Annotated in this window: 19 protein-coding genes; 8 read left to right on the forward strand and 11 right to left on the reverse strand. The window is 44.8% G+C overall.

Annotated elements, in window-relative coordinates:
• Positions 1 to 29: 29 nt before the first annotated feature.
• The 6 genes from panB to sfsA all read right to left on the reverse strand — a co-directional run bounded on the left by panB (position 30) and on the right by sfsA (position 5,275).
• Positions 30 to 824, reverse strand: coding sequence for a 3-methyl-2-oxobutanoate hydroxymethyltransferase (panB, locus tag BCU94_RS06455; protein ID WP_102475940.1), 795 nt, complete (start codon positions 822 to 824; stop codon positions 30 to 32).
• A gap of 66 nt (positions 825 to 890) precedes the next feature.
• Entirely contained in the window at positions 891 to 1,421 is a 531-nt protein-coding gene (gene folK / locus BCU94_RS06460; RefSeq protein ID WP_102435714.1) for a 2-amino-4-hydroxy-6-hydroxymethyldihydropteridine diphosphokinase, read from the reverse strand.
• 2 nt (positions 1,422 to 1,423) lie between these two features.
• Positions 1,424 to 2,761: a polynucleotide adenylyltransferase PcnB gene (locus BCU94_RS06465; protein ID WP_241901108.1), complete on the reverse strand. Its 1,338-nt coding sequence runs from the start codon at positions 2,759 to 2,761 to the stop codon at positions 1,424 to 1,426.
• A 167-nt stretch (positions 2,762 to 2,928) separates the two neighbouring features.
• Complete coding sequence (gene gluQRS / locus BCU94_RS06470; RefSeq protein ID WP_102435718.1) at positions 2,929 to 3,807, reverse strand: tRNA glutamyl-Q(34) synthetase GluQRS; 879 nt, start codon at positions 3,805 to 3,807, stop codon at positions 2,929 to 2,931.
• A gap of 201 nt (positions 3,808 to 4,008) precedes the next feature.
• On the reverse strand, positions 4,009 to 4,452 hold the full coding sequence (dksA, locus tag BCU94_RS06475; protein WP_102435720.1) for an RNA polymerase-binding protein DksA: 444 nt from the start codon (positions 4,450 to 4,452) through the stop codon (positions 4,009 to 4,011).
• 118 nt (positions 4,453 to 4,570) lie between these two features.
• Positions 4,571 to 5,275 carry a DNA/RNA nuclease SfsA gene (sfsA, locus tag BCU94_RS06480; RefSeq protein WP_102435722.1) on the reverse strand — a complete coding sequence of 235 codons (705 nt, stop codon included), beginning with the start codon at positions 5,273 to 5,275 and terminating at the stop codon, positions 4,571 to 4,573.
• A 142-nt stretch (positions 5,276 to 5,417) separates the two neighbouring features.
• On the opposite strand from sfsA, the gene pepB reads away from it, so the two are divergent.
• Positions 5,418 to 6,692 carry an aminopeptidase PepB gene (pepB, locus tag BCU94_RS06485; RefSeq protein WP_102475922.1) on the forward strand — a complete coding sequence of 425 codons (1,275 nt, stop codon included), beginning with the start codon at positions 5,418 to 5,420 and terminating at the stop codon, positions 6,690 to 6,692.
• A gap of 68 nt (positions 6,693 to 6,760) precedes the next feature.
• Here the strand turns inward: pepB and thpR are convergent, their stop codons facing one another.
• Positions 6,761 to 7,312 (reverse strand): RNA 2',3'-cyclic phosphodiesterase, encoded by a 552-nt coding sequence (gene thpR, locus BCU94_RS06490; RefSeq protein WP_157937388.1) that lies wholly within the window; start codon positions 7,310 to 7,312, stop codon positions 6,761 to 6,763.
• A 199-nt stretch (positions 7,313 to 7,511) separates the two neighbouring features.
• Here thpR and BCU94_RS06495 point away from each other — a divergent pair, with 199 nt between their 5' ends.
• The 3 genes from BCU94_RS06495 to mrcB all read left to right on the forward strand — a co-directional run bounded on the left by BCU94_RS06495 (position 7,512) and on the right by mrcB (position 14,992).
• A complete protein-coding gene (locus BCU94_RS06495; RefSeq protein WP_241904963.1) occupies positions 7,512 to 9,752 on the forward strand; it encodes an EAL domain-containing protein in 2,241 nt (746 codons plus the stop codon).
• A 159-nt stretch (positions 9,753 to 9,911) separates the two neighbouring features.
• Complete coding sequence (hrpB, locus tag BCU94_RS06500; protein WP_102475924.1) at positions 9,912 to 12,521, forward strand: ATP-dependent helicase HrpB; 2,610 nt, start codon at positions 9,912 to 9,914, stop codon at positions 12,519 to 12,521.
• Between the two features lie 227 nt (positions 12,522 to 12,748).
• Complete coding sequence (gene mrcB / locus BCU94_RS06505; protein WP_102475942.1) at positions 12,749 to 14,992, forward strand: penicillin-binding protein 1B; 2,244 nt, start codon at positions 12,749 to 12,751, stop codon at positions 14,990 to 14,992.
• 164 nt (positions 14,993 to 15,156) lie between these two features.
• Here mrcB and BCU94_RS06510 read toward each other — a convergent pair whose 3' ends face one another.
• Positions 15,157 to 17,346, reverse strand: a complete 2,190-nt coding sequence (locus tag BCU94_RS06510; protein WP_102475925.1) for a TonB-dependent receptor — start codon at positions 17,344 to 17,346, stop codon at positions 15,157 to 15,159.
• Between the two features lie 312 nt (positions 17,347 to 17,658).
• On the opposite strand from BCU94_RS06510, the gene BCU94_RS06515 reads away from it, so the two are divergent.
• Positions 17,659 to 18,357, forward strand: coding sequence for a DUF3581 domain-containing protein (locus BCU94_RS06515; RefSeq protein ID WP_102475926.1), 699 nt, complete (start codon positions 17,659 to 17,661; stop codon positions 18,355 to 18,357).
• Between the two features lie 130 nt (positions 18,358 to 18,487).
• Entirely contained in the window at positions 18,488 to 18,874 is a 387-nt protein-coding gene (locus BCU94_RS06520; protein ID WP_076543163.1) for an RNA polymerase subunit sigma, read from the forward strand.
• Positions 18,875 to 18,964: 90 nt separating this feature from the next.
• Here BCU94_RS06520 and BCU94_RS06525 read toward each other — a convergent pair whose 3' ends face one another.
• Both BCU94_RS06525 and BCU94_RS06530 read right to left on the reverse strand, forming a co-directional pair.
• A complete protein-coding gene (locus tag BCU94_RS06525) occupies positions 18,965 to 19,681 on the reverse strand; it encodes an MliC family protein (RefSeq protein ID WP_102435734.1) in 717 nt (238 codons plus the stop codon).
• 112 nt (positions 19,682 to 19,793) lie between these two features.
• Positions 19,794 to 19,979, reverse strand: a complete 186-nt coding sequence (locus tag BCU94_RS06530) for a cytoplasmic protein (RefSeq protein ID WP_076543161.1) — start codon at positions 19,977 to 19,979, stop codon at positions 19,794 to 19,796.
• 275 nt (positions 19,980 to 20,254) lie between these two features.
• Here BCU94_RS06530 and BCU94_RS06535 point away from each other — a divergent pair, with 275 nt between their 5' ends.
• Positions 20,255 to 20,692, forward strand: a complete 438-nt coding sequence (locus BCU94_RS06535) for a MarR family transcriptional regulator (RefSeq protein ID WP_241901103.1) — start codon at positions 20,255 to 20,257, stop codon at positions 20,690 to 20,692.
• 241 nt (positions 20,693 to 20,933) lie between these two features.
• A complete protein-coding gene (chrA, locus tag BCU94_RS06540; RefSeq protein ID WP_102475927.1) occupies positions 20,934 to 22,085 on the forward strand; it encodes a chromate efflux transporter in 1,152 nt (383 codons plus the stop codon).
• Between the two features lie 102 nt (positions 22,086 to 22,187).
• On the opposite strand, the gene fdhF is transcribed toward chrA, so the two are convergent.
• Positions 22,188 to 26,420 (reverse strand): formate dehydrogenase subunit alpha, encoded by a 4,233-nt coding sequence (gene fdhF / locus BCU94_RS06545; RefSeq protein ID WP_102475928.1) that lies wholly within the window; start codon positions 26,418 to 26,420, stop codon positions 22,188 to 22,190.
• Between the last annotated feature and the right edge of the window lie 546 nt (positions 26,421 to 26,966).

The following is a 26,966-nucleotide window of genomic DNA, read 5'->3' on the forward strand; positions in this document are numbered from 1 at the left end:
TGGTTCACTATTAATTAATTAATTCACTATTAATTAAATGAGTGTTCATCAGCAGGGAAACTGCCATTGGCAACTTCTTCGATATAGGCTCTTATTGCCGCGCGTATTTCGCCAGTTTGCTTGAGGTAGTTTTTAGAAAACTTTGGAATGTAACCACTGGAGATCCCCAGTACATCATGCATGACCAAAATTTGGCCATCAGTATCAGGACCTGCACCAATACCAATTACCGGTATGGTAAGCGCTTCAGAGATTTTTTTCGCGAGTGCAGTTGGAATGCATTCAACTACTAATAATTGCGCGCCAGCGGCTTCTAAAGCTTTGGCATCATCAATCATACGTTGGGCTTTATCTTCTTCTCGGCCCTGAACTTTAAAGCCACCAAATACGTGTACTGATTGCGGAGTTAACCCAAGGTGAGCACAGACAGGAATACCGCGTTCAGTGAGCATTTTAACGCTTTCAAGTAGCCATTCACCACCTTCCATTTTTACCATGGTTGCACCTGCTTGCATTAGGGTGCTGGCATTGCGCATGGTTTGTTCCGGTGTGGCGTAACTCATAAAAGGCATATCTGCGATAAGTAGGGCGCGTTTACAACCGCGGCTGACGCTGGCGGTGTGATAAGCAATGTCATCAACGGTCACAGGTAAGGTGTCATTGTGGCCTTGGAGCACCATGCCTAAGGAGTCGCCAACAAGAAGCACATCGACACCTTCGCTATCAAATGCGCCGGCAAAGCTGGCGTCATAAGCGGTAAGGGCGGTAAATTTTTTACCTTCTTGTTTGAATTTTATCAGGGTTGAGCTAGTGACTTTTGACATAATAAACTCTGCAAAGAAATCATATTCAAATAATGGAAATACACTCTGAGCTACCATTACAATGGGTTAAATTTGAATTAACTCAGCTCGCATTTCAGTGGTAATAAGGTGTTGTAATTTAGTGTTACATGGTAGCACTAAATCGGCAGCAATATCTGCCAGTGGTATTAGCACAAAACTGCGTTGTTTCATGCCGTAATGGGGGACTGTTAATCTCGGTAAATCAACCATTAGCTCGCCATATAATAAAATATCGAGATCTAATGTTCTTGGTCCCCAGCGCAAATCTCTCACTCTACCTTGCTCATTCTCAATGGCCTGAAGGGCATCAAGTAAATCGATAGGGCTAAGAGTGGTGCTAAAGCTAACTACGGCATTGACATAGTCAGGTTGCTTTACATCGCCCATTGGTCGTGAGCGATAATAATGAGAGACCTTTATATGATGATCTTGCCCTAAGCTTTTTATTGCAGTAACTGCATTATCTAATTGCTGCTCTGGGTTTTCAAGGTTAGCGCCAAGGGCAACAAATACCCTTGTTGCCTTTTCAGCGGCTTTGGTCGCCCTAGTGTGAACCTTAAGTGGTTTATGACTCATTGTTATTCTTGAGTATTAGCAGGCTTTGGAGCTGGCTTAGGCTTATTAGGGCGTCTACGTTTACGCTGCTGGGCGTTACGATTTCTGCTTGGGCCATTCTTGTTACCGCTTTTGGCGATATCAGTACGTTGTTGCTCATCGGCTTCAACAAATGACTGCCACCAATTGGCAATTTTACCAATATTGCCCGCTTCGGCTTCGCCGCGCAGTAATAATAAATCATAAGCAGCGCGGAATTTAGGGTGCTCTAATAATTTGAAGGCACGGGTGCCTTGGCTACGTTCTAGACGCAATTGTAGCTGCCAAATATCTTTTGCTGGAGTACTGAAGCGGCGTGGAATGCTAATGGTGCGACATTGCTGCTCCATCACATCACCCATAGCGGCAACATGAGCATCGTAATGACTTAAGCCACTTTCTAAGGCAATATCATCAGCACGTTGCTTGAGTGGATACCACAATAATGCCGCATAAAAGAAGGCGGGCGTTACCGGTTTATCTTGGCTGACGCGTAAGTCGGTACTGGCCATGACTGCCGTTAGCATTTTAGCGGTATTGCCACTGGGTTGCTCTTTGATTAACGCAGCAATTTGCGGAAATAGCGGCGCAAATAAACCAAAATCTTGCATCATGTTGTAGTTAGCTTCTGCTTTGCCAGCAAAAAATAACTTTAGCACTTCTTCGTACATACGCGCTGCAGGGATATCTTTTAATAATGGCGCTAATTCTTTTATTGGCGCAGCCGTTACCGGCTCAATGGTCATATCCAGTTTGGTAGCAAAGCGCACCGCACGTAACATCCGCACCGGATCTTCACGGTAACGAGTTTCAGGATCGCCAATCAGCTTGATGACTCTAGCATCGATATCATGAATACCACCGCCGTAGCTGTGGATAGAGTAGTCGCTAATGTCGTAATACAGGGCGTTAATAGTAAAGTCGCGACGTTCAGCGTCTTCATCTATTTCACCGTAGACATTGTCACGAAGTAGACGACCTTCAGCATTGGATTTGGAAATTTTGTCATCATTTTCATTGTGATGACCACGGAAGGTGGCGACTTCGATAACATCACGGCCAAAAACAATGTGTGCCAATCTAAATCTGCGGCCCACTAAGCGTGAGTTTCTAAAGAGCTTTTTAATTTCTTCAGGGGTCGCATTGGTGACCACATCAAAATCTTTCGGCTCCATACCTAATAGAATGTCACGAACACCACCGCCAACTAGGTAAGCTTTATAGCCAGATTTACTGAGTCTATAGAGTACTTTTAACGCATTTTCACTTATTTGGCGTCGAGAAATAGTATGGGCATCTCTGGTGACAATGTCCAAACGCAGGCCGTCATCTTGGCTTTGTGGCTCAATGACAGGAGTGGTTTTATTGTCTTCAAACAGCTGTTTGCAGAATTGACTTATACGGCGAAAAATAATACACCTCGAACGACATTATTAAATGGTTAAAAATCTGGCGGCTATGATATACCAAATGTTACTGAATGAGTATATCACTGCTCAATCAGAATCTCAGATAGTTGTGGAATTTGGCTAATCGCAAATTGCTCTGCGGCCTGTTTTAGCATGACATCGACATCATCAATATCAACTTGTTGTTGCCCAAGAAAGCGCAATGCGGCATTGATGCTGGCTTGGGGACGTTTTCGATCAATGGCATTAGCATAATTTTGCTTTGATAATTTAAACCCTGGCTTGGTGCAGGCTAAAGGTAGATGCAGCCAATTGGGGGAGTTAAAGCCCAAAATATTATTCATGCTTATTTGGCGGCAGCTGGTTTCCAGTAGATCGCAGCCTCTGACTATTTCAGTGATCTGTTGAAAGGCATCATCTAACACCACAGCTAATTGATAGGCGTAAAGGCCATCACTGCGTTTGATGATAAAGTCTTCAGCCGCAAAGCTGTGCTTTACCGTGACACTTCCCATCACTAAATCAGTAAAATGTTCAACTTGGGCGCTATTTCTGATACGAACGGCGCCTTGGGTTAATCGAGGGCGTAGCTGACCACAGCGGCTGTCATAAACGCCGCCCATTTGTTGAATTTTTTTTCGAGTGCAATGGCAAAAATAGCTAAGATCTTCTTTTAAGAGCTGCTCAATATGCTGCTGATAGATATCAAGCCGATGGCTTTGAAATAGCTCAGTATCATCCCAATGCAGGCCATAAGCCTCTAAGGTGGTCAATATATCACTGCTTGCACCAGCCACTTCTCTTGGTGGATCTATATCTTCAATCCTGACGAGCCATTTACCCTGTTGCTGTTTTGCCCGCAGGTAACTGCCAAGGGCTGCAATAAGGGAGCCAAAATGTAACGGGCCAGATGGGGACGGAGCAAAGCGACCAATATAAGCGGATGAGTTCAGCGACATAGCTTTTGCCTCGATTTATTGGTGTCGACATAAAAGGTTACTGCTTTTATGCCATAGCCGATAAACAAGTTCTGTTAATCCTAAAAGTAAAAATCAAAAAATACAAAAGGCGAGAATAATCTCGCCTTTTGGTATCAATACTGCCCCGCCTCATAAATAGCAAGCTAGCAGTTTTGCTGTGTGACAAATGTATGGGCTATATTAGCCAGCCATTTGTCTTTCTTTTATTTCTGCAAGCGTCTTACAATCGATACATTGATCAGCTGTTGGACGTGCTTCTAAACGGCGAATACCGATTTCAACACCACATGAATCACAGAAACCGAAATCGTCTTCTTCAATTTTTTGTAGTGTTTTTTCAATTTTCTTGATCAGCTTACGTTCTCTGTCGCGTGCTCGAAGCTCTAAGCTAAATTCTTCTTCTTGAGCTGCACGGTCAACAGGATCTGGAAAATTAGCAGCTTCATCTTGCATATGGTTCAAGGTGCGATCAACTTCTTCGCGTAACTGATTACGCCAAGCGTCTAAGATGATCTTAAAATGAGAGCGTTGCTCTTCACCCATATACTCCTCGCCAGCTTTCTCCTGGTAAGGTTCTACACCTGCGATAGCGAGTACGCCAAGTTTTTTGGTGCCTTCAGGCATAACGCATCTCCTGTAATAATTAGTGATTTTATGTGCGTCTAAAATTTATGGCCGCTATCTATAGCAGAAACACTAGAGCGTGGCAAATTATTTGATTAGTAAGTTATACTTTTTTGAACTAAACAATGACTTTGCACTTACGAGTAATTTTGCTGGATAGCGCCGACAGTTCGGTTTGATATGCTAACACTTCAACCCCACTGTTAACTGCTTGCTTTAATAATTGTGCATATTGTGGATCGATATGCGCAGCAGCTTGAACGAGATTAATGCCGCTATGTTGGACGACAAAAAGTAATACCGCTCTGTGACCTAGACTAGCCATATGCATTAACTCACGCAAATGCTTTTGTCCACGAGTGGTAACTGAGTCAGGAAAGTAGCCTACTGCTTGCTCTAATAATGTACAGCTCTTTATCTCAACGTAACATAAAGGTTTAGTTTCATCACTGAGTAAAATGTCGATACGACTATTTTCATCACCATATTTCACTTCTCTTTTTAGTGATGCATAACCGCTAAGTTCAGTAATGACACCATTACTAATCGCCTCTTCGGCTAATGCATTGGCGCGGCCGGTATTAATGCCAATTAAATGATTGTCGGGGGTGGCACTGAGCTCCCAAGTATTTGGGTATTTTCTTTTGGGGTTATCTGAGCTGGAAAACCAAACTGTTTCACCGGGAAACAAACAGTTTTTCATCGAACCAGTATTGGGGCAGTGAATGGTGATTTCGCTACCATCATCAAGTTGCACATCGGCCAGAAAACGTTTGTAACGCCTCAATAAAGTACCTTGTTGTAAGGGAGGGCTAAAGTCCATTAAAAAGAATGCTCCTAAAATTATTTATTAACAATTATTTTTACTAAATGATGCTGAATTAGTCACGTTCATTTAGTGATTTACAGTACACTTAGCTTATTGGTTATCTAAGTTACAACGCAAGCATAACAAGGACATTACAATGGAAATTATGACGATTACCCTAACACGAGAAGCGCCACAGAGCCTTTGGGGTAAAGCAGATGTGAGCTTTCAAGGCCATCAAGCGCTGATCCATTTATCTGCAGCAGATGAATTACGTCAAGTACAAATGGCGGCTAGAAAAATTCGTAGTCAGGGTATTAGCAAGGTGCAGCTTGACGGTGAGTTATGGAGCCTTGATTCGCAATGGGCTTTTTCTCAAGGTTTTACCACGGCCAAAGGCCCATTTGAAGTACTCTGGTGTGGTGACGTGAGCACTCAAGCCACTTTATCTCATCGCTTTGAAGCGGCAAGTTTCGCGCGCAAATTAGTTAACGAAACCCCTGAAGAATTGTCTCCGGTTATTCTTGCCGAGCAAGCAGCAAACTGGCTCAAAGACATTGGTGGCGACAAGGTCAGTTTTGATATTTTTGAAGGCCAAGAATTACTCGAAAAACAATGGATTGGTTTACATGCGGTTGGCCGTGGCAGTGAGCGTCCGCCAGCGATGCTAGTGCTTGATTTTAATCCACTCGCAGCCGATGCCAAAGTATCCACCGCTCTTGTGGGCAAGGGCATTACCTTTGACTCTGGCGGTTACAGCATTAAGCCTTCAGAAGGCATGCTGGATATGAAATGCGATATGGGCGGCGCGGCAACAGTGACAGCCGCGCTGGGTCTAGCCATGAAAGCCGGTCTGAATAAGCGGGTTAAATTGTTTCTGTGTTGCGCCGAAAACCTCATCAGTGGCCATGCTTACAAGTTAGGTGACATCTTAACTTATAAAAATGGCGTTACCGTTGAAGTGGTTAACACCGATGCTGAAGGGCGTTTAGTGTTAGCTGACGGGCTGCAAGCAGCATCAGATACTGGAGCAGAATTAATTATTGATGCGGCAACACTGACAGGTGCGGCGATTATGGCTGTGGGCAATAATTACAATGCGATATTTTCACCGCAAATGGAAACCTTGCAATTAGCACAACAAAAAGCGGCCACTGTTGCTGAAAATGTCTGGCCACTGCCATTGGATACTTGGCATAAAGATATGTGCCCTTCACCTTATGCAGATACCGCCAATAGCCGCGCAATGAAAGGCGGCGGTGCAGGCGGCGCGTCAAATGCAGCAGGCTTCTTATGGCGCTTTGTGAGCCCAGAAGTTAACTGGTTGCACATGGATTTAGCTGGTGCATATGCATCATCGGCTACGCCATTATGGAGCGCTGGCGCAACAGCTCATGGAGTATTGACCATCGCGGCAATGTTAGAGCGATAAAGCCTATAACTCTTCAGGTTTTAGCTATAGATTCGAGAAACGAAAGCTGCCTAGGCAGCTTTTTTTCGTTATGGCTGTAAAGGCCACTGTTGCAGTGGTTTATATATAAGCCCTTGAGTACTGCTAATGGATTCATAGAGGGTTAAATGGCGGGCTTTTGTGTTTATAGCTTCAGTGAGTGCAGGTAACTTATCTATAAGGGCTGCAGGCTCTGACACAGCTCTAAATAAGCTGATATGGGGTCTAAATTCATGCTGAGTTTGATAAAGGTTTAAGTGTGATGTCATTAATTTTAAGCTGTGGGCAATATGCGCCAACGCTTTTTCGGCATCACCCTGAATGCACAAGACTTTCGCTTTAGGCCAGTAAGCAAGTTGTTGCAGTGGTTGTTCAAAAGCGCTGAAATGCTGCTCGGTGATATACCGATCAATCTGCAGCATCTGATCAGAACTAATTTTGCCTAAAAATGCAGCGGTTAGATGTAAATTCTCCCGCTTAACGGCGCTAACCTGTATACTCAGATGCGGCATTAATTGCTGCTGATATTGGCTCAATTGAGTGCGGTTTGACTCTGATAATGCAATGGCAATAAAACAACGTTTATGGTGATTTTTAGTCATGGGTCTCCTTAACGCCATTGATCCTTATCTGTTGTTAGCATTATTTTTTATTATTATGACGTTTATCGTCAAAGACATGTTAGCTTAATCGACGGCAACAGTTTACGGTTAGGTAAATTAACAGCAAGACCAGTGAAGCTCCGTTTAGAGGGATACTGTATAATGACAGCAAAAATGCTGCGAATGAATGAGTCATTGAATGAGCAATAGTGAACTGAAATCAGTATGGGCTAGCCCGCAGTCTGCTGAATTAAATCACTACCTGTGCTGTGATAAGGTTATGGCTGAGATTGATGCATTGCAACTGCAATTAGGCGTCGATGAAATCGTGGTTTTACTATCCCAAACAACTGAAAGTCTAACCAGTGGTAAAGTTTACCATGTCAAGGCGTTGCAAGCTTATCAGCATCAAGATCAATTTCAACAGCATCTTCAGCGCCAACCTAATAACGCACGAATAGGCCAATCACTCGCTGCCTTGCCTGATTTATGTGAACAATTACTCGCACAAGATAGTGCTGATATCAATGCCACAACAAGTCTTTTGCAGCGTCAAATAACTGATTTTGTTCAGTCACGGTCCGAGGTGTTTTCACTCTCTTTGAGTGAAGCGGTGCAAATAGGCAATACCAGGTTGATTTTTTTACCACTAAAATATCAATTAAATTGGCAACTTGAGGCCTCGGATGGTGTCAATTGTCCTATGACAAAGCTTAACGAGGCTAGCCTAAAGCTGGCATCTGAAGCTGAGCTGGCTCGCGTATCGCAATTATTAACAAACAAAGAAGCCCAATACCTTGAGCTTTTTCAGCAACTGCCAGTAGCCTGTTCGCTCATTGATAAGGACAACTGTATTAGCAGTCAAAATCAAGTGGCTAGCCAAATTTTTCCGTCAATCAGTAATCAAAGTTTATATTCATTAATCAATGCAGATGACCACATATTGTTGGATGATTGCCTACACATTGTCAGAGATGGAGCACTGCATCAGTCATGGTGTGAAGTTCCACTGGTTAAAGCGGGTGTGACTCACTGGTATAAACTTAGCTTTTGCCGCGCATTAGACATAGAGCAGCAATTATTGATGATGATTGAAGATGTGTCAGAACGCTACCGTTTAGCCGATGAGCTGTCATTTCAATCCAACTATGATCCGCTCACAGGTCTGCCGAATCGGTTACAGTTTGAGGCAATGCTTGAAGAATTAATTGAGCATAAAGATCGCTTGCCTGTGTGTGTTGCCTTTATGGATCTTGATCAATTTCAAGTGGTTAATGATATCAGTGGTCATCAAGCTGGGGATGAATTGTTACGTCAGGTGTCTAAGCGTCTGAGCTACTTACTGCGTCATGGCGATGTCGTTGCCCGTTTAGGCGGCGATGAATTTGGCATTTTAATGTTCCAAGCGGATAAAGAGTCAGCCGAGCAAGTGGGCAACCGCATTTGCCAGCAATTATCCGAACATGAATTTATTTGGGGCGAAGTCAGCCATAATATTGGCGTTAGTATGGGTATGACTCAACTGGATGCGAAGTCAGAAGACATTTACCGCATTATGAGTCAGGCAGATGCGGCGTGTCGTATCGCCAAAGAAGATGGCCGTAATCGCTGGCATTTTTACAGTAAAAACGATCCCCAAGTACATCATTTATATAATCAAATGCTGGCCTCCGTTGATATCGTCTCGGCACTGGCGCTTAATCAGTTTGAATTATTTTATCAACTCATAGAACCGCTAAATTCTGACGAGCGTGGCATTCACATGGAAATCTTATTGCGCATGGTGCAAGAGGATGGCCGTTTTGTATCACCAGGGGTGTTTTTACCTGCAGCAGAGCGCTATAACCTAGCATCAAAAATTGATAGCTGGGTTATCGACAACCTTTTAAAGTGGGGCGCACGCAATAGCGAAATTTGGTCGCAATTATCAATGGTGTCGCTAAATTTGTCAGCGCTGTCATTATCCGATAGCAAGTTTATGGACTGGTTAGAAATACGCTTGATGGTTGAGCCCGAACTGGTGTCTAAGTTGTGTTTTGAAATCACCGAAACCGCCGCTATTAGTCAACTCGAACAGGCCACCACCTTGATTGAGCTATTAAAACCTTTAGGTTGCAAGCTGGCTTTGGACGATTTCGGATCGGGCTTTTCAAGTTTTGCTTATTTGAAATGCTTAGATGTGGACTATGTCAAAATTGACGGTCAGTTTGTGGTTAATGTCTGTGACGACCGCAGTGATAAAGCCATTGTCTCGGCTATTTGCCAGCTGGGTAAAGATATGGACTTTGAAGTGATAGGCGAATTTGTTGAAAGCGCTGACATTGGGCGGCAATTAAAACAGCTTGGTGTTAGCTATGGCCAAGGCTACGCGATTGGAAAACCTACCCGCTTGCAGGATTTATCCTCAGGGATCAGAACGCCGTGGTTAATCGATTTATAGGCGATTAGCTTTTTCGTTTCAGTCGTTAATTGTCAATGTGTGCATGCTTCGATTTGCATATGCTTTAATCTGCCCCCGCTTCGATCTGCATAGAGCCGTAGCATCAATAATCGTTTATGAGTAAACTGAAGCCAGATTTTCGCCGTTAAAGTATCTCCTTTGAGCTCATTACCTATTCAAGCCTTATTTGCGCCATTACAACAGGCGCTGGGCGATCATTCGCAAATTATCCTCGAAGCGCCCACGGGTGCCGGTAAATCCACCGCACTACCTCTGGCAATGCTGCAGTGGCCGCAAATTAGCGGCAAAATCCTCATGCTGGAACCAAGGCGGGTTGCTGCTCGCAGTGTGGCGCAATTTATTGCTAAATCCCTAGGGGAAAAAGTCGGTGAGCGAGTGGGCTATCGTGTCAGAGGTGAGAGCCGAGTCGGGGCTAATACCCGCTTAGAAATTGTCACAGAGGGTATTTTAACGCGGATGATCCAGCAAGACCCAGAGCTTGAAGGCATAGAGGTCATTATTTTCGATGAAATCCATGAGCGTCATTTACCCACAGATCTGGGTTTAGCGCTGGCGCTAGAAGTGCAAGACTCGCTGCGCGAAGATCTTAAAATTATTGCCATGTCGGCAACCCTATCGGGCTTACCCTTAAGCCAATTAATGCCTGACGCTGCCACATTAGTAAGCCAAGGTCGAAGCTTTGATGTTGAAACGCTTTACCGACCGGTAATGGGGCAAGTGCAGTGGCTAAGTCATTTAAGCCAAGTGGTTATCGACAGTGTCAGCAGTAGCAACACAGTCCCAAGCGACTACCAACATGGCTCGGTGTTGGTGTTTTTACCCGGCAAAGGGGAAATTAATCAACTGCAGCGATTATTAAGTCAGCGACTAGACCCAAATGAATTTTTACTGTGTCCCTTATACGGTGATTTATCTCCTGCTGAGCAAGATAAAGCCATTTCTCCCGCCCCTAGTGGCAAACGTAAAATCGTCATTGCCACTAATGTTGCTGAGTCGAGCTTAACCATCGATGGCATCACTATTGTGATAGACAGTGGGTATAAGCGTGAGGCAAGCTTTAACCCACGCACAGGTGTTAGTCGATTATCGTTAAGGCGTATAAGCCAAGCCTCGAGTATTCAGCGTGCAGGCCGTGCAGGGCGCTTACAAAAAGGCTGCTGCGTGAGATTGTGGGGCCAAGAAGAACAAAGTCGAATGATGGTGGCTGATGCGCCTGAAATCACCCAAAGCGAGCTGACGTCAATGGCGTTTGATTGTGCCTATTGGGGCGTGAGTGATATTGAGTCCTTACCGCTATTAACCAAGCCGCCAGCGATTCATCAACAGGTGGCGTGGCAATTACTCGCCAAGCTTGAGCTGGTGGATGAGCAACATAAAATCACCGCTCAAGGCCAAGCGGCCTATGAGCTAGGTTGTCACCCGCGTTTAGCGCACATGTTGCTGACTTCGCAAGCCCTTGCTAAATCCCAGCAACAGGCCGACTTAGTGTTACTGGCATGTTTACTTGCTGCGATACTCGAAGCACGAGGCTTACCTAAAAAAGGCGCTGATATCAGTCAGTACCTGGGTTTAGCGACCCAAGGACAAATGGCAACCCAAGTGAATAAATGGCAGCGGGCGCTATCTGCTAAAGGCGATATCAAGCAAGTGGCTCGCGACGCCGCCAGTCGTGATATTAGTTTATTATTGGCGCTGGCATACCCCGACAGAATTGCCAAAGCCCGCGGTAAACTAGGTTTTGCCCTCAGTAACGGCACAGGGGTTACTATTGATGCTGAAGATGCTATGGCTAATCAAGCTTGGTTAGTGGTGGCCGATTTTCAAGAAACCCAAGGCCGCAATGCAGGACGAGTCTATCTTGCTGCGGCAATCAACCCTGAGCACTTCCAGCAAGAGCTTAAATTTTTAACTCATGAGGTTAAAATTTGTCAGTGGGATGAAACCAAAGGGCGCTTTTTTGCTGAAAAGCAAACCCGAGTGGGTGAGGTTATTATACAGCGCGCTCAAGAAACTCAGGTAGATAATAAATTAATCCAGCAAGCGTTATTGAGTCACATCCGCGCGAAAGGCTTAACTGTGCTGGATTTGGGCGAAAGTTTTTTGCAATTACAATATCGACTGAAGTTAGCCCAGCAATTTGCGCCGCAACATGATTGGCCAAACCTTGATGATGCCAGCTTGCTAGCAAGCTTAGAGCGGTGGTTAGCGCCATATTTAGCTGAGGTGAATTCCATTGCCAAATTACAAAAACTTGATACCTTTGGCCATGTGAAAAATCTGCTGACATGGCAGCAACAGCAAACATTGAATGAATTGCTTCCCACTCATTGGCAAATGGCTACCGGCACCCGAGCACCGATTGAGTATCAAGTGGTCGCTGCTCAGGCCGTAGAAAGTGAAGCCGATGGCAGCGATAGTGATAAGCAAAGCATGGAAAATGATGCCGCCGACAGCAATAAGGCCGTCAGCGGTAGAGCGCTATTAAAAGTACGCCTGCAAGAGGCTTTAGGTTTATCACAAAGTCCGCTATTACTTCATGGTAAGCTCACTGTCACCATGGAATTATTGTCGCCAGCCCAGCGACCTATTGCTGTAACCGCAGATTTAGCCAGTTTTTGGCAAGGCCCATATATTGAAGTAAAAAAAGAAATGCGTGGCCGTTATCCCCGCCATTTATGGCCTGACGATCCGGTTAATACAACCGCCACTAAATTTACTAAAAAGAAGACGCCAGGCTTAAATTGCTAATGGCGATAAAGAATTAAAAAAAGATGACAGAAACGACAAAGATGATGGCTCCTCAAGCGCCTAAAAAAAATGTAGCGAAAAAGCCTGCAGAAAAGCAATCGGTTCCTAAAACAGCAGCGCCTAAAACGCCAGCGACCAAAACTGCTGCGACGAAAAAAAACGCCAGCAAAAAAGCGGCGACTAAAAAGCCTAGAGTAAAAAGGGTCGTTGCTAAAGCTAAGCCGTCAATGTGGAAAAAACTGTGGTCAATCGGCTGGAAACTCGGCTTGATTGGCATCGTGGTGGTGAGCTCTTACGGCATCTATTTAGATCAAATTATTGCCCGTAAATTTGAAGGGCAAAAATGGCACTTACCCGCACAAGTGTTTAGCCGTTCAATGGCCATTTATCCCGGCGCAGCCATAAACCATCCGCAGCTAATGGCGGAGCTAAAACTGCTTGGCTATCGTAAAGTGGCCAACCCTCGTCAAGTGGGCGAGTTTTCAGCATCCAGTAGTAAAATTGAGCTTTGGCGTCGACCATTTTTACACCCAGAAGGCGATCAAGCAGCTCAGCGGGTGATGATTTCATTTGACTCTCAAGGGGTCAACTCAGTGCAGCGCATGAGTGATAAGCGTCAATTAGCAGTATTCCATTTAGAGCCAGTATTGCTGGATCGCATTTTGGCTTCTGGCGCTGAAGACCGATTATTTGTGCCTACCACAGAAATGCCCCAAGCTATTGTCGATGCCCTGATTTTGGTCGAAGATCGCAGTTTTTATCAGCATCATGGGGTTAATCCATTTGCCATTCTCCGCGCCGCTATCGTCAATGTGACCGCCGGGCGCACAGTTCAAGGTGGTTCAACCTTAACTCAGCAATTAGCCAAAAACTTCTTTTTAACCAGTGAGCGCTCAATTGTGCGTAAAATCCGTGAAGCCTTAATGGCAATCATCATTGATTTTCGATACAGCAAAGAAGAGATACTCGAGGCTTATTTAAATGAAGTGTATATGGGGCAAGACAAGGCGCGTGGCGTTCATGGTATGGGCTTGGCGTCGCAGTTTTACTTCGGCCGTCCTATCGCGGAGCTAACAGTATCCCAACAAGCCTTTTTAATTGCCGCCATTAAAGGGCCATCATACTACAACCCTTGGCGCTCACCTGAGCGGGCGCAAAATCGCCGCGACTTGGTGCTGCGATTACTGATGGAAGATGATCGCTTAACCGTTGAGCAATACAAAGCGGCGGTAGAATCACCACTCGGGCTGCGTGATTTTAATAAATCAGTACATCAAAAACTGCCAGCTTTCTTTGCGGTGGTAAAACAAGAGTTACGAACGCGTTATGGTGATAGCTTACTGCAGCAATCAGGGGTCAAGGTATACACCACCTTAGATCCTATGGCTCAAGATGCCGCCGAAAAAGCAGTCGTTAGCACCATGAAGTCACTGGATGAACGCACTAAAAACGTGCAAGTAGGGATGGTGGTAACTGACAAATACACCGATGGCATTGCCGCCATGGTAGGGGATAGAGTGCCAAGCTTTGACGGCTTTAACCGCGCAGTGGAAATTCGCCGCCCGATTGGCTCGTTAGTGAAACCATTTGTGTATGCCACTGCATTGCAACAAGGCAGTAAATATAATTTGGCGACCCCAATAGCTGACAAACCGATCACCTTACAAAATGGTCAAGGTAAAACCTGGTCGCCACAAAATGTGGATCGAAAATTCCGTCAACAGGTGCCATTATTAGATGCATTTAAAAACTCAATGAATGTACCAACGGTGAATATTGGTATTGAATTAGGCGTTGATAATGTCGCTAAAACCATGGCTAATGCGGGTTGGTCCGATGCTATACCTCGCTATCCATCAATGTTGTTAGGGGCCATTAATGGCTCACCTTATATGGTGGCGCAGGCTTATCAAACCATTGCCAATAATGGCCGTTATCGACCATTAACATCAATAACTGCGGTGCTTGATACTAATAATCAACCATTGAAGGTAACGCGTGAAAGTGCCGTTCAAGGAATGGATCCTGCAACCGATTTCTTGGTGCAATATGCGATGAATCAAGTGGTCAAAACCGGCACTGCTAAACGCTTGGGTCAAGCATTCCCTAATGTAGCTCTAGCGGGTAAAACCGGCACCAGTAATGATAGTCGTGACTCTTGGTTTGCAGGCTTTGATGAGCGTAACGTGGCAGCTATTTGGGTTGGTCAAGACGATAACAGTAAAACGGGTTTATATGGCTCAAGCGGCGCAATGGCAGTGTACCAAGCATTTTTAAAGCAGCGTCCGCCGTTAGGTTTAAGAATGACGCCGGCAGATGGCATAACCCAAGGTTATTTTGATAAAGACACTGGCGTGGCAAAACAAGCCGATTGTGACAATGTGATGGCGCTGCCTGCCACACGTGACAGCTACAAGCCTGCTGCAAACTGTGGTGAGCCCTTGTCTTGGTGGCAAAAAATCATCAATTAACACTCAGCTGAGTCAGCTTTATAATCTTAATGATTAATTAGGCAGAATAAAAAATGGCTACTCGTTTGAGTAGCCATTTTTATTGTGTCGGTATTTAGCGAGCTTACCTTTGGCTTAAGTTTATATCGCTTAACTAAAGCTTAGCTAAATCTTAACCTAAGCGATTAAAACTTATAGTGATAACCGAGTGTTGCCGTTTGCGGCTTACCAGCAAAGATAGAACCATGAATGCGGGTGGTCATATAGGTTTCATCCAATAAGTTATCAACGGTTAAGTAGACTTCAGATGCATCATTAATGAAGTAACGAGCCGATAAATCCACAACGGTTTTATTGGCAATTAATTCTTCTGCAGGGATACCACCTTGATCGGCGACGGTGCGCATATCAGAGGTATAACGACCTGCAATAGTGACTTGCCATGCTTGTGCTTGAACGCCTGCTGATAAGTAAAGTTGGTTATCAGGTAAATAAGGCAGTTCATCACCTTTTTCAACGTCGCCCCATGACTCAAAGTCAGAGATGAATGCGTTTTGGAATTCAGCATTGCTGAAGGTGTAAGCCATTTTTACCGGGAAACTAATCTCGCCTGTTTGATTAAATTCATAACCTAAACTTAGTTCAATGCCACTGACTTCAACTTCACCAGCATTGTATTGATTACCGATATTGTCATCATCACAACCTTGAGCCGCGGTGCAGTTACCATGCATATTGCTGTAATCACTGTAAAAGGCGATAGCTTCAGAGTTTAATGCACCAGTGTTGTAACGAACACCTGCTTCATAGTTCCAGCTTTTTTCTTCTTTACCGTCATCATTACCCGGTGCAGAAGGCGCAAAGCCTTGTTGAATACCCGCGAGCACGATTAAATCATCAGTTAAGTGATAAGTTGCCGCAACCGAAGGTAAAATAACGTCAAAACTATTGCTGATATCTTCATCCGGTGCGCCTTCACGGCCGACGTTAGTTTTACCCCAATCACGACGCTGGGTGGTGACATCTTCATAACGTAGACCGGCAGTAATGGCTAAATCACCGAAGGTCATCTTATCTTGAACATAAAAAGCAAACGCTTCAGCACTATCAATACGGTTTGAATCAGAACCAGGAGTGCCGCTATTAGTCAGCGACATCACTTGGTTAGCCCCTAACTCATAGGTATCAACCCACTGGAAGCGATCCATTTCATCTTCATGGTAACGAGCGCCAATGGCTAAGTCATGGTCGCCCACTAGCCAATTTAGCTCAGTTTGAATACCTTGGGATAGGTAGTCACGGTTATTGGCTTTCACTTCAACATCAATCGCAGCTGCTGAAGCAGGATCGCGATCAAAATCAGCCGCAGCTTCAATACCACCGCTACTTAAACTTTGACCCGCCACTTTATTGGTTTTATACCAGTTGCGGTGGAAGTTGTTGTAATAAGCCGTGGTCGCAAGTGACACAGTCGAGCTAAAGTCGATGATATGGTTTAACTGAATTTGCTTGTGATCAGTGCTCATTTCATCTTTTTGAGAGGCAGAGTAACGCATATAAGGTGAAGCGTTATAATCATCTTCAGTTAAACCCATGTAAGTTTCGTTAGACACTTCATCTGAGTACTTTAATTTTAATTCAAGGCGTTGCTGATACTTGGCATCGTCGCTACTATCAATACTGATTTTCGCTAAGGCATCGTTTTTCACAAAACCAGTATCACCACCAACACCATTAATGTCGCGAAAGCCATCAGCTTGATAACGGTAAATTTCTGCTACCGCGCCAACGCGTTCGCCTTGACCGCCTGCATGGGCATGTACTTTAGCAAAGCCGTCTTGTCCTGCGGCCACATCAATACCGCCAGCCAGTTCTTCCACTGGGATTTGACGAGAAAGCATATTGATAATACCACCAGTGGTGCGAGGGCCGTATTTAAGGGTCGAGCCGCCTTTCATGATCTCAACGGTTTGCATTCTACCAGAGGTTGGAAAGTAGTAAGCCGCAGGAGAAGCATAAGGCGCAGGCGCCGCTAATACGCCGTCTTCCATAATGGTGATTTTTTCAGAACGATTTTGACCCGTGCCACGCATACCAATATTTGGACGTAAGCCATAACCATCTTCTTCTTGCAGATACACCCCAGGCACAGACGCTAGGGTGCGCATAATGTCGGTGTATTTGAAGTTTTCAATTTCAGCGTCACCGATAACATGAGCACTACCGGGAACATTATTAACCGGATTGGCACTGCCAAAAATTGAGATTTGCTCCATGGTGGCATTGGTTGCAGGATCTGTATCGGCAGCAGATGCTGAAAAAGCGCTGAATAGGGCAGTGGCTAAAAGACTAATTCGAAGGCTGTGTTGAGTCATGTAAATCTCCAAAGGCGAATTGCAAATATAATGAAAATGGTAATTGTTATCATTTGTATCCGTATTGTGATGGAGTTTACTTAATTAATTACTAAAATCAACATTTGAGTTAATAATGTTAACTCAAATGTTGGAGTTGGATTAGTATGATGTGGTTCGCTTCACAAATAGTGAGGTAAGAGCATAGTGCAGCAGTCGTGACAGCGATTAAGTCATCGGCTGAGTTTATGTGAATTTTTGCTGTAAACTCGATTCACAATAAACCCAACTCAATAAGAGATGGATATCTTTAACGAATAAGAATGGATGTATATGTTTTTGTCACCTTATTACGCTAAGCAAGACCAAAGTGTGTTTATTTCTGCTTTGCAAGCGAGCAATTTCGCCAAGCACGTCGCTGAAGACTTTAATCCTATTCATAATGTTGGCGCTAAACGCTTCTGTGTTCCTGGTGACTTACTGTTTGCTTTAGTGCTCACAGAGTTCGGCTTGAGCAAAAAAATGAAGTTTAAGTTTGCTGGCATGGTCGGTGATGGCGTTGAGTTAATTCTGGATCAGCAAGCCGGTGAACAATTTAGTATTTGTGACAACAAAGGCAAAGAATACCTGCATATCGAACGTGAAGGGGCGCTTTGTCAATGTGATGTACAAAAAGCGGCATTCATCAAAAGTTATGTGGCGTTTTCTGGGCTTAATTTTATTCATGTACTCGTGCCGATGATGAAACAGTACGGCATGATGATTAACCCAGCCAGACCTTTGGTTATTTATGAAAGTATGTCTTTTCAATTAGATACTTTCGATTTCACTGATATGAACCTTGAATTGGTTGAGCAGGATATGCAAATCAATGGCAAACGCGGTGATGTGACCTTGCAGTTTGCCTTAAAAAGCGCAGGTAAAGTCATAGGCTCAGGTATCAAAACCCTAGTGTTAAGCGGTTTACGCGAATACGATGAGCTGCAAGCGCAGCAAATGTGTCATAGCTATGAAAGCAGTAAATTAGCTTAACTTCTGAAAGTTAAGTTTTAGTTAGCCAGTAGTAAATTAGCATTATTCCATTTTAAAAATGCGATATTCCGTTTTTACATTATGCTTTAGGTAGGATACGTCCATAAGTTGATTATCGCTTGAGGTTTATATGAAAAAATTATTACTGGTTTCGCTTTCTTTTTTAGCATTTTCAGCTAGCGCGAATATTATTTATGATAAAACGGGCGTGAATGAAAAAGATTTTGTTTTCGATCAATATCAATGCCAAGAAATGTCACAGCAAGTTCATAAAAATACTGAATCTCGTGGTGCCATTAGTAGTGGCCTTAAAGGTGCGGCAGTCGGCGCAGCGGGCAGTGCCATTGCTGGTGGTAGTGGTTCACATGGTGCTAAAACCGGCGCTGGTATTGGTGTTGCTGTAGGCTTGCTAGGTGGCGCGAAAGATAGAAGAGCCAATGAAGCCAATTACGAAGCAGAGAAAGAAACAGTAGTGCGTAACTGCATGGCAAATCGCGGCTACAGCATTTTAAACTAATCTAAACCGCTAGCGCTTAGTACTTAGCGCTTAGCGTTAGTAAACAATAAACCATGCTTTTTAGCATGGTTTTTTTATTGGACTTTTACCCTATTTTACTCGGCAATCTATATCCGCTTGCCCAAATTGGCTTAGCACGGCTTGTTGCTGGTGAGTCCAGAAACTAACATTCTGCCCTTGGTATTTCGCCCCAGATGCACTTAGCGTCAGTAATGTTAATAGCGGATTTTGCTGCGCTACCGTGACAGCTCTTGAATCTGCAATTGGATCAGCAGTTGGAGCTAAGCTTAGGTTCAATATTGCTGCAGGTATCGCAGTTTGGTTATAAAAATAAACCCTAATACTCATCAGATTGTTGTTCGATGGGGGATCACATTGATATTGTACCGCCTTAGGTACGTCAAATACCGCAGCGGCGATCTGTAATTCGGTTAGCCGTGAAGTATAGGCGTAAATCACGCACTGTTTAATATCGTCAGCCTTCCAACACTCATTACGGCCTTTTATCCAGCCTCGCTGAAAAGCTTTAAGTTGCGCTAATGCATCTACATCTAAATCAGCATCTGCGCCTAGCTGGGAAATTGACTTTTTGAACACTTGATTGAGCTGTATATCAAGCTGTGCCAATTGACTATCTTGGCAAATAAGCTGCTCCACTTCGCCACTTGCTTGCTGGCAATCAAAAGCAGGCGCTAACTTATCAGCTTCAGTGGCTTGAGTATTAGCTAATACCTCATGATCACTCAGTGCAATGGCCTGAGTGCTCGCGCAGTAACTCAGCAATAACAGTAATGCTCTTATAGCCATGATAGACAATCCTATTTTTAAAGGTGCTTAAAAATAAATCATAACCTATCTGGCTAATTTAGCTTAATCGAGCATGAGCTTAATCCAACAGCTCAACTCAGCAGTAACAGCTTTAGGCTTTGATATTAATGTTATGGCCTGAGTTACCAACCGGTGGTGGCAGCGCGGCTTCAATTAATTGAAGGGCCATTTCACCTTCAATTTTTTGCTGATCTTTTGCAATTACAGCAACTTTGAGGCTACTACCTGAATCGATATTGGTCGGCATTGATGATGGAGCATTGATGGAAAGTGCCATAATATTATTACTCTAATTAGCGAAACCTAAATGGGTTAATGATTTATCGGCCAAAATAAGGAAAGGTAGATAATATTTTTGTATTAATCTGTATCAGCGCAGTAATGGCTAATGGTCTATCAGTATATTGTATTGTGCGCAATTTAAGTGTGATAAACTGATAATCGCTTTGGCTATGCAGTAGTTGTGATTAAGCTGCACATCAAATACTGAGCGCCATAGATATTAGAATTTTGCGAGAAAGTAAGCCTGTGACTAGGATTTAAGGAATGATTATGAGTGAAAAGTTTGATGCATTGGCATTAGAAAACCAAGTATGTTTTGCGCTTTATAGTGCCACCAATGCGGTCGTGCGCGCTTATCGGCCACTACTTGATGAACTATCACTAACCTATCCGCAATATTTAGTGATGATGGTGCTGTGGAAAGAGCCAGGGATTAGCGTTAAAACCTTAGGTGAAAAATTACATTTGGACTCAGGCACCTTAACACCGTTACTAAAAAGACTGGAAACAAAGCAACTGGTTATCCGAGATCGCAGTAAAGAAGACGAGCGGGTTAGGGTATTACAGTTAACGCCCCAAGGACTGGCTTTAAAACGGCAAGCGAGCCAAATTCCACAATTGATGCGCTGTAAAGTCGGTGGCAGCGCAGATGAATTACAGCAATTAAAGTTACTCAGCGAGAAAGTGTTAGCGCAATTACAAGCCTAACTAGACTCAATGAGCTATCGAGCCTATTGTCATCAAACTGTGCGGTCAGAAAAAGTACGCTGTCATAAAAACGACACCAAAGCGTCATATAATTAATCTAGTGACGGGGTTGATAGCAAGCTGGTATTAATGATCTCGTATCAAACTCTTATTATTTAAAACTAATTATTTAAACCTCATTATTTAAACTTAAGCCAGTGATGCTATCGCCAGCTTATCTCTAAACGGAATTGGACAGCTTATGTGGCAAATATTTACCCGCTTTTTAGCCTTAGGTTTAGTCAGTTTTGGCGGCCCCGCAGCGCATATTGGTTATTTTAGGCAGACCTTTGTTAGCGAGCTTAATTGGCTCGATGAAAAACGCTATGGCAGCTTTGTGGCGTTAAGTCAGTTTATGCCAGGGCCGGGTTCGAGTCAGGTTGGCTTTGCTATTGGTTATCATCGCGGCGGCTTAGCGGGCGCAATAGCCGCATTTTTGGGTTTTACCTTACCGTCTTTTATGTTGCTGTTCTTACTCGCCATAACCAGTGCCAAGTGGCTTGAAGCCGATGCGGTTGTCGGCATAATCCACGGCTTAAAACTGCTGGCAGTAGTGGTCGTTGCTGATGCGACATTGGGAATGTTTAGCCAATTTTGTCAGCGCAAAACCGCCCGGGTTATTATGTTGCTTACCGCAGCTTGCTTGATGTTACTCCCCTCAATGCTGACCCAAATTATCGTATTATTGCTGGCGGCGATAATGGGCGTGGTATTGCTCACCAAAGGCGAAAATATTACCCCAGAAAATAGCCCCATTAAGCTTAACTATGGCTGGTTAGCATTATTTATCATTGGCATAGTGTCTACGTTTTACTTTATTAATCAAACTGGCACCCTAGGCCAAGTATTTGCACAATTTTATCAGGTGGGCAGCTTAGTGTTTGGCGGCGGTCATGTGGTGCTGCCACTACTGGAAGCTAATGTCGGTGAGCTGGTAAGCCCAGATCGATTTCTAACCGGTTATGCACTAGCGCAGGCGATTCCTGGGCCTATGTTCACCTTGGCGACCTTTTTAGGGGCCGATTTATGGTTGGAGCAACCCATTTTAGGCGCGATTGTGGCGACCATTGCCATTTTTGTACCGGGATTTTTACTGATGCTGGTGGGGTTAAAAAGCTGGCATGCTATCAGTGAGCGACCGGTTATATCAGGTGCGATTGCTGGAGTGAATGCCGCAGTGGTGGGGTTATTGTTTGCCGCACTTTATTCGCCAGTGTTTTCCTCAGCGGTGCTATTACCTATTGATATGGCATTGGTGTTATTAGGCTTTGGCGTGCTGAAAATCTTTAAGCCCAACATTGTTTTGTTAGTAGCAGGGTTTGCCGCTACAGGGGCTTTGTTAGCCGTGCTTTAACTAAATACGATATCGCGATAAAAAAAGGCAAGCTTGGTGATATACCTAAGCTTGCCTTTTTTATCAGTTTTTACGTCAGTTTTACTTCAGTTAAGCGTGAAATTACACCGCTGTGGCTAACTCCGCTTTAACGGCGCAGACTTTAAACTCAGGTATTTTGGCCACCGGATCGACTGCGTTATTGGTTAACTTATTCGCCGCCGCTTCAGCAAAGTGGAACGGTAAGAATAAAACGCCCGCTTGCGCTCGCTTAGTGACAAAGGCGGCAATTTCAATTTCGCCGCGGCGTGAACTCAGTTTTAAATTATCGCCATTACTCACCCCAAGACGCTCAGCATCAAACACCGACATCATCACTCTTGGGGTACCTAAAGTATCTAAACCGCTGGTTTTTCGGCTTAAGGTACCGGTGTGAAACTGCTCTAATAAGCGACCTGTAGACAATACCAATGGATACTCATCACAGGTAGATTCGGCTGGGGCGCGATAGCTCACGGCGGTGAATATACCTTTGCCTTTAATGGGCTGCTCCTGATGCAGCACGGGCGTTCCCCTATGTTGCTCATCACGGCAAGGCCACTGCAGCCCTTTACTTGGCGTGCCATGTTTATCAGCACTTAAACGATCCCAAGTGATCCCTTGATATTGCGGGGTCACTTGATTGATCTCGTTAGTGATCGCTTGCTCGTTAGCGTAGTGCCAGTTAGCGCCCAGTTTATTGGCAATATCTTGAATGATTTGCCAGTCAGCGCGGGCTTGTCCCGGCGGGGTTAATACTGCTTCTAGGCGCTGCACTCGGCGCTCTGTATTGGTAAAGTGGCCCTGTTTTTCAGCAAATGATGCCGCAGGTAGCACCACATCTGCATACTTGGCGGTTTCAGTTAAGAAGATATCTTGCACCACTAAAAACGGCAGCTTCTCCAAAGCTTCAAGCACATGGGCTTGATCTGGGTCGCTCAGCACAGGGTTTTCGCCCATAACGTATAAGGCTTTAACTTTATCTTCGGTAATGGCATGCATCACTTCAGTGGCCGTTAAGCCCTCGGTGGCTGACAGCGGCGTTTGCCACTGCTGCTCAAATTTCTCACGCACCACTGGGTTATCAACCCGCTGATAGCCAGTGTAGTAATTTGGCAGCGCGCCCATATCACACGCACCTTGGACATTACTTTGGCCACGCAGTGGATTAATGCCTGCACCCACTTTACCTAAATTGCCACAGAGCATTTGCAGGTTAGCGATAGCAGTGACATTGTCATGGCCTGAGGTGTGCTGGGTTATGCCCATAGCGTAGTAGACTGCGGTTTTCTCCGCTGTGCCAATATAACGCGCCATTTGGGCAATATCCTCAGCGCTAACCCCACAAATCTTGGTGGCATTTTGCAACTGATATTCAGGCTTAAGCACTTCTTGCATCACTGCATCAAAGCCTTGGGTATGGGCGTTGATATAGTCTTTGTCATGCCAATCATGACGAATGATCTCAGCCATAATCGCATTGAGCAGCACCACATCAGAGCCGGGCTTTTGCGCTACGTATAAACAGGCATCATCAGCAATGGAGACACGTTTTGGGTCGGCAACGATCAAGCGGGCGCCATGGGAGCGAATCGCTTGTTTAATTCTTGAGGCAATTATCGGGTGCGCATTGCAGGTATCTGAGCCTAAGATAAAGATTAAGTCAGACTCTTTGATCCCCGGAATATCATTGGTCATTGCGCCGCTACCCAAACTGAGTTGCAGGGCTGACACAGTACTGGCATGACACAAACGGGCACAATGGTCGATATTATTGGTGCCTAATACGCTGCGAACAAACTTTTGAATGAGGTAGTTATCTTCATTGGTGGCTTTGGCTGAGGCTAAAGTGGCAATGGCATCAGCGCCTGCTTCAGCTTTAACCTTGGCAAAATTATCGGCGATGGTATCTAGCGCTTCATCCCAACTGCAGGGGATCAGCTCGCCCATTTTACGAATAAGCGGCGTGGTTAAGCGTTGCTCGCTTTGAATAAAGTCAAACCCAAAACGGCCCTTAACGCACAACATGCCATCGTTAACATCAGAGTGTTTACTGCCTTCAACATGGCAAATTTTGCCTGTGGTCGGTGACACGCTGACTTCGATACGACAACCCACACCACAGTATGTACAAATGGTCGAGGTGGTCGTTAACTGCTCTTCATCGCCTTGGCGTTTATCACGGGCATCAACCAGCGCGCCAGTTGGGCACACTTGCACGCAGTTACCACATTGCACACAATCACTGTCGGCCATGCTGGCACTAAAGCCAACCCGAGGTGCTTGGCGCTCATCGGTTAATTGATTCGGTAATGCTTGGAAGCTGTCTTTAGTGAACTTAATGGCATTGTGACCACTTTGCTGACCACAAATATCGACGCATTTGCCGCAGCTAATACAGCGGTTGGCATCAAACTGAATAAACGGGCTGGTTTTATCCACCGCAAATTGGCGCGCATTGGTGCTGTCTAATTGCTCCGCTTGCACATGATACTCAGTGGCATAATCACGTAATTTACAATCGGTATTGGCCTGACAAGCACACTCTAAACAGCGGGCGGCTTCTTGCATTGCTTCATCGGGCGCATAGCCTAACTCCACTTCATTGAAATTTAGCTGACGCTCAATGGCGCTAAGCTCAGCCATTTTGTAGCGAGGTTTTGCTGCAATGCTGGGGTATAACTCGGCTGATAATTCAGCGGTTTTAGGCGCTTTCGTTGCATTAAATGGTTTTGGGGTTAAGTCGCAATTGAGCCCCTCGTGTAGCAATTTATTAATGGCTACAGCGGCTTTACGGCCATCACCAATGGCCGCTACTGCTGTCGCTGGGCCGCGGCGAGAGTCACCAATTACAAACAGTTTATCAACCCCTGCAGACATAGTGTGCTCACAGCCGATAAAAGTATTCCAGCGAGTTAGCGCCAGTTCACCTGTGGTGAGGTGACTGGCTGGATCTTCCATAAAGCTCATATCTGGGGTTTGCGACACCGCAGCAATGACAGTATCAAAGGCTTCAATAAAGCTTTCGCCAGTGGCTTTTGGTGAGCGCCGCCCTGATGCATCAGGTTCGCCCAAGGCCATTTTCGCCAGTTCAATGGCGCTGACTTGGCCGTCTTCATTAGCGATATTGTTAAGCGGATTAGTTAAAAAGTGAAACTTAACCCCTTCAACTTCAGCTTCATGAATTTCATAAGGCTCAGCGGGCATATCAGCACGGGTGCGGCGATAAATTAAGGTGACATCATGGCCTGCGCGCACGGCGGTGCGGGCGCAATCAATGGCAGTATTACCGCCGCCAATCACCGCGACTTTATGACCGATTTGATAGCTTTGCTCGGTGCAGTAATCTCGTAAGTAATCGACCCCTAAGTAACAGCCTGTTAAATCACTGCCCGGGTAGTTCATCGCCACTGCTTTTTGGGCGCCAATGGCTAAACACACAGCATCGTAATCATCGGTAAGTTGTTTTAGATGAACATCTTCACCAAGGCGGGTATTAGTGACAATGTCTAGGCCATTTTGGCTAAGTAAATCAATTTCTTTATCAAGAATATCTTTAGGTAAGCGATACTCAGGAATGCCATAGCGCAGCCAGCCGCCCGCTTTGGGCATAGACTCAAAAATGCGCACCTGATGGCCTTGGTTTGATAAAAAGTAACCGGCGCTTAAACCAGCAGGGCCACTACCAATAATGGCGACTTTTTTACCAGTAGCTGGCAGCTTTTCAATTTGATAGCTGTGCTCATCGGCAAGGTCTAAATCGGCGGCGTGGCGCTTTAATTGTCTAATAGCCACTGGCTCATCAACCAAGCCTCGGCGACATTCGGCTTCACAAAAGGCCGGGCAAACACGGCCAATAGACAGCGGCAAAGGTAAGGTTTGCTTAATGACTTTTACCGCTTCGGTGTGATTACCTTGGGCGATATGAAACAGGTAACTTTGAATATCCACCCCTGCAGGGCAGGCTTGCTGACAGGGCGCTTCACAGTCAGCAAAGTGATCAGACAAAATAGTGGTTAACGCTGCTTGGCGTAACTTGCTTAACTCAGCGGTTTGAGTGGTAATGTGCATGTCACTGGCAACAGGGGTTTCACAGGCTTTTACTTTGCGGCAGCTGCCATCGTGATTTTTGATATCAACCACACAAAGATTACAGGCTTGTTTGCCATGACTGTGTTTGCCATGACTGCGCTGGGTATTGCCGTTTGCAGGATCGCATAAGCTAGGAATGTTTATCCCGCCATCGCGAGCGGCTTGAAGAATATTTTTATCAGCACTGACAGTTAACGCAATGCCATCTATTTTGAGAGTAATCATCACTAGGCCTTGTAGGGGTTATTACAGGCTAAATTTTCGCCCTTTATTAGCTCTACAAAATATACCTATTTTTAGATGAACAGAATCAAGCTGAGTAAGTGGAATAAGCTTTTGTAACCGCCATCACGCTTGGGTGTGGTTTTGTGACTTAATCTGTTTTGCTCTAGCTTTAAGTGGGGTTAGGTCGCAAATTTGGGGTTAAATTGATCTTGGTGCTATTGGTAGTTGATCGCTGCCATATTCGAGTGCTGATAAAAGTTTAAAGCTAAGGGGAGTAACGTGCAGATTTGAAAGAGATTGTTGTAGATGTGCTGAATAAAAGGCCCGATTATGTCGCAGGTTAACGTTTTTTTAGCAATTGATTCTAAGCCGGTTACATTACCAGTCAGCGGCTTGATGAACCATTTTTAGCTATAGTAATGCCATGGTTTTGGGCTATTTGCTGACATTTTTAGCCAATAACACAGCTTGTGGTTCAGCTTGCTGATGGGCGGTTTTTTCCTGGTTATCAACAATTCCACTAATGTTTGTTAATAATCGCCTCTG

It is taken from the genome of Shewanella sp. 10N.286.52.C2 (genome assembly GCF_002874545.1).
Classification (GTDB): Bacteria; Pseudomonadota; Gammaproteobacteria; order Enterobacterales; family Shewanellaceae; genus Shewanella.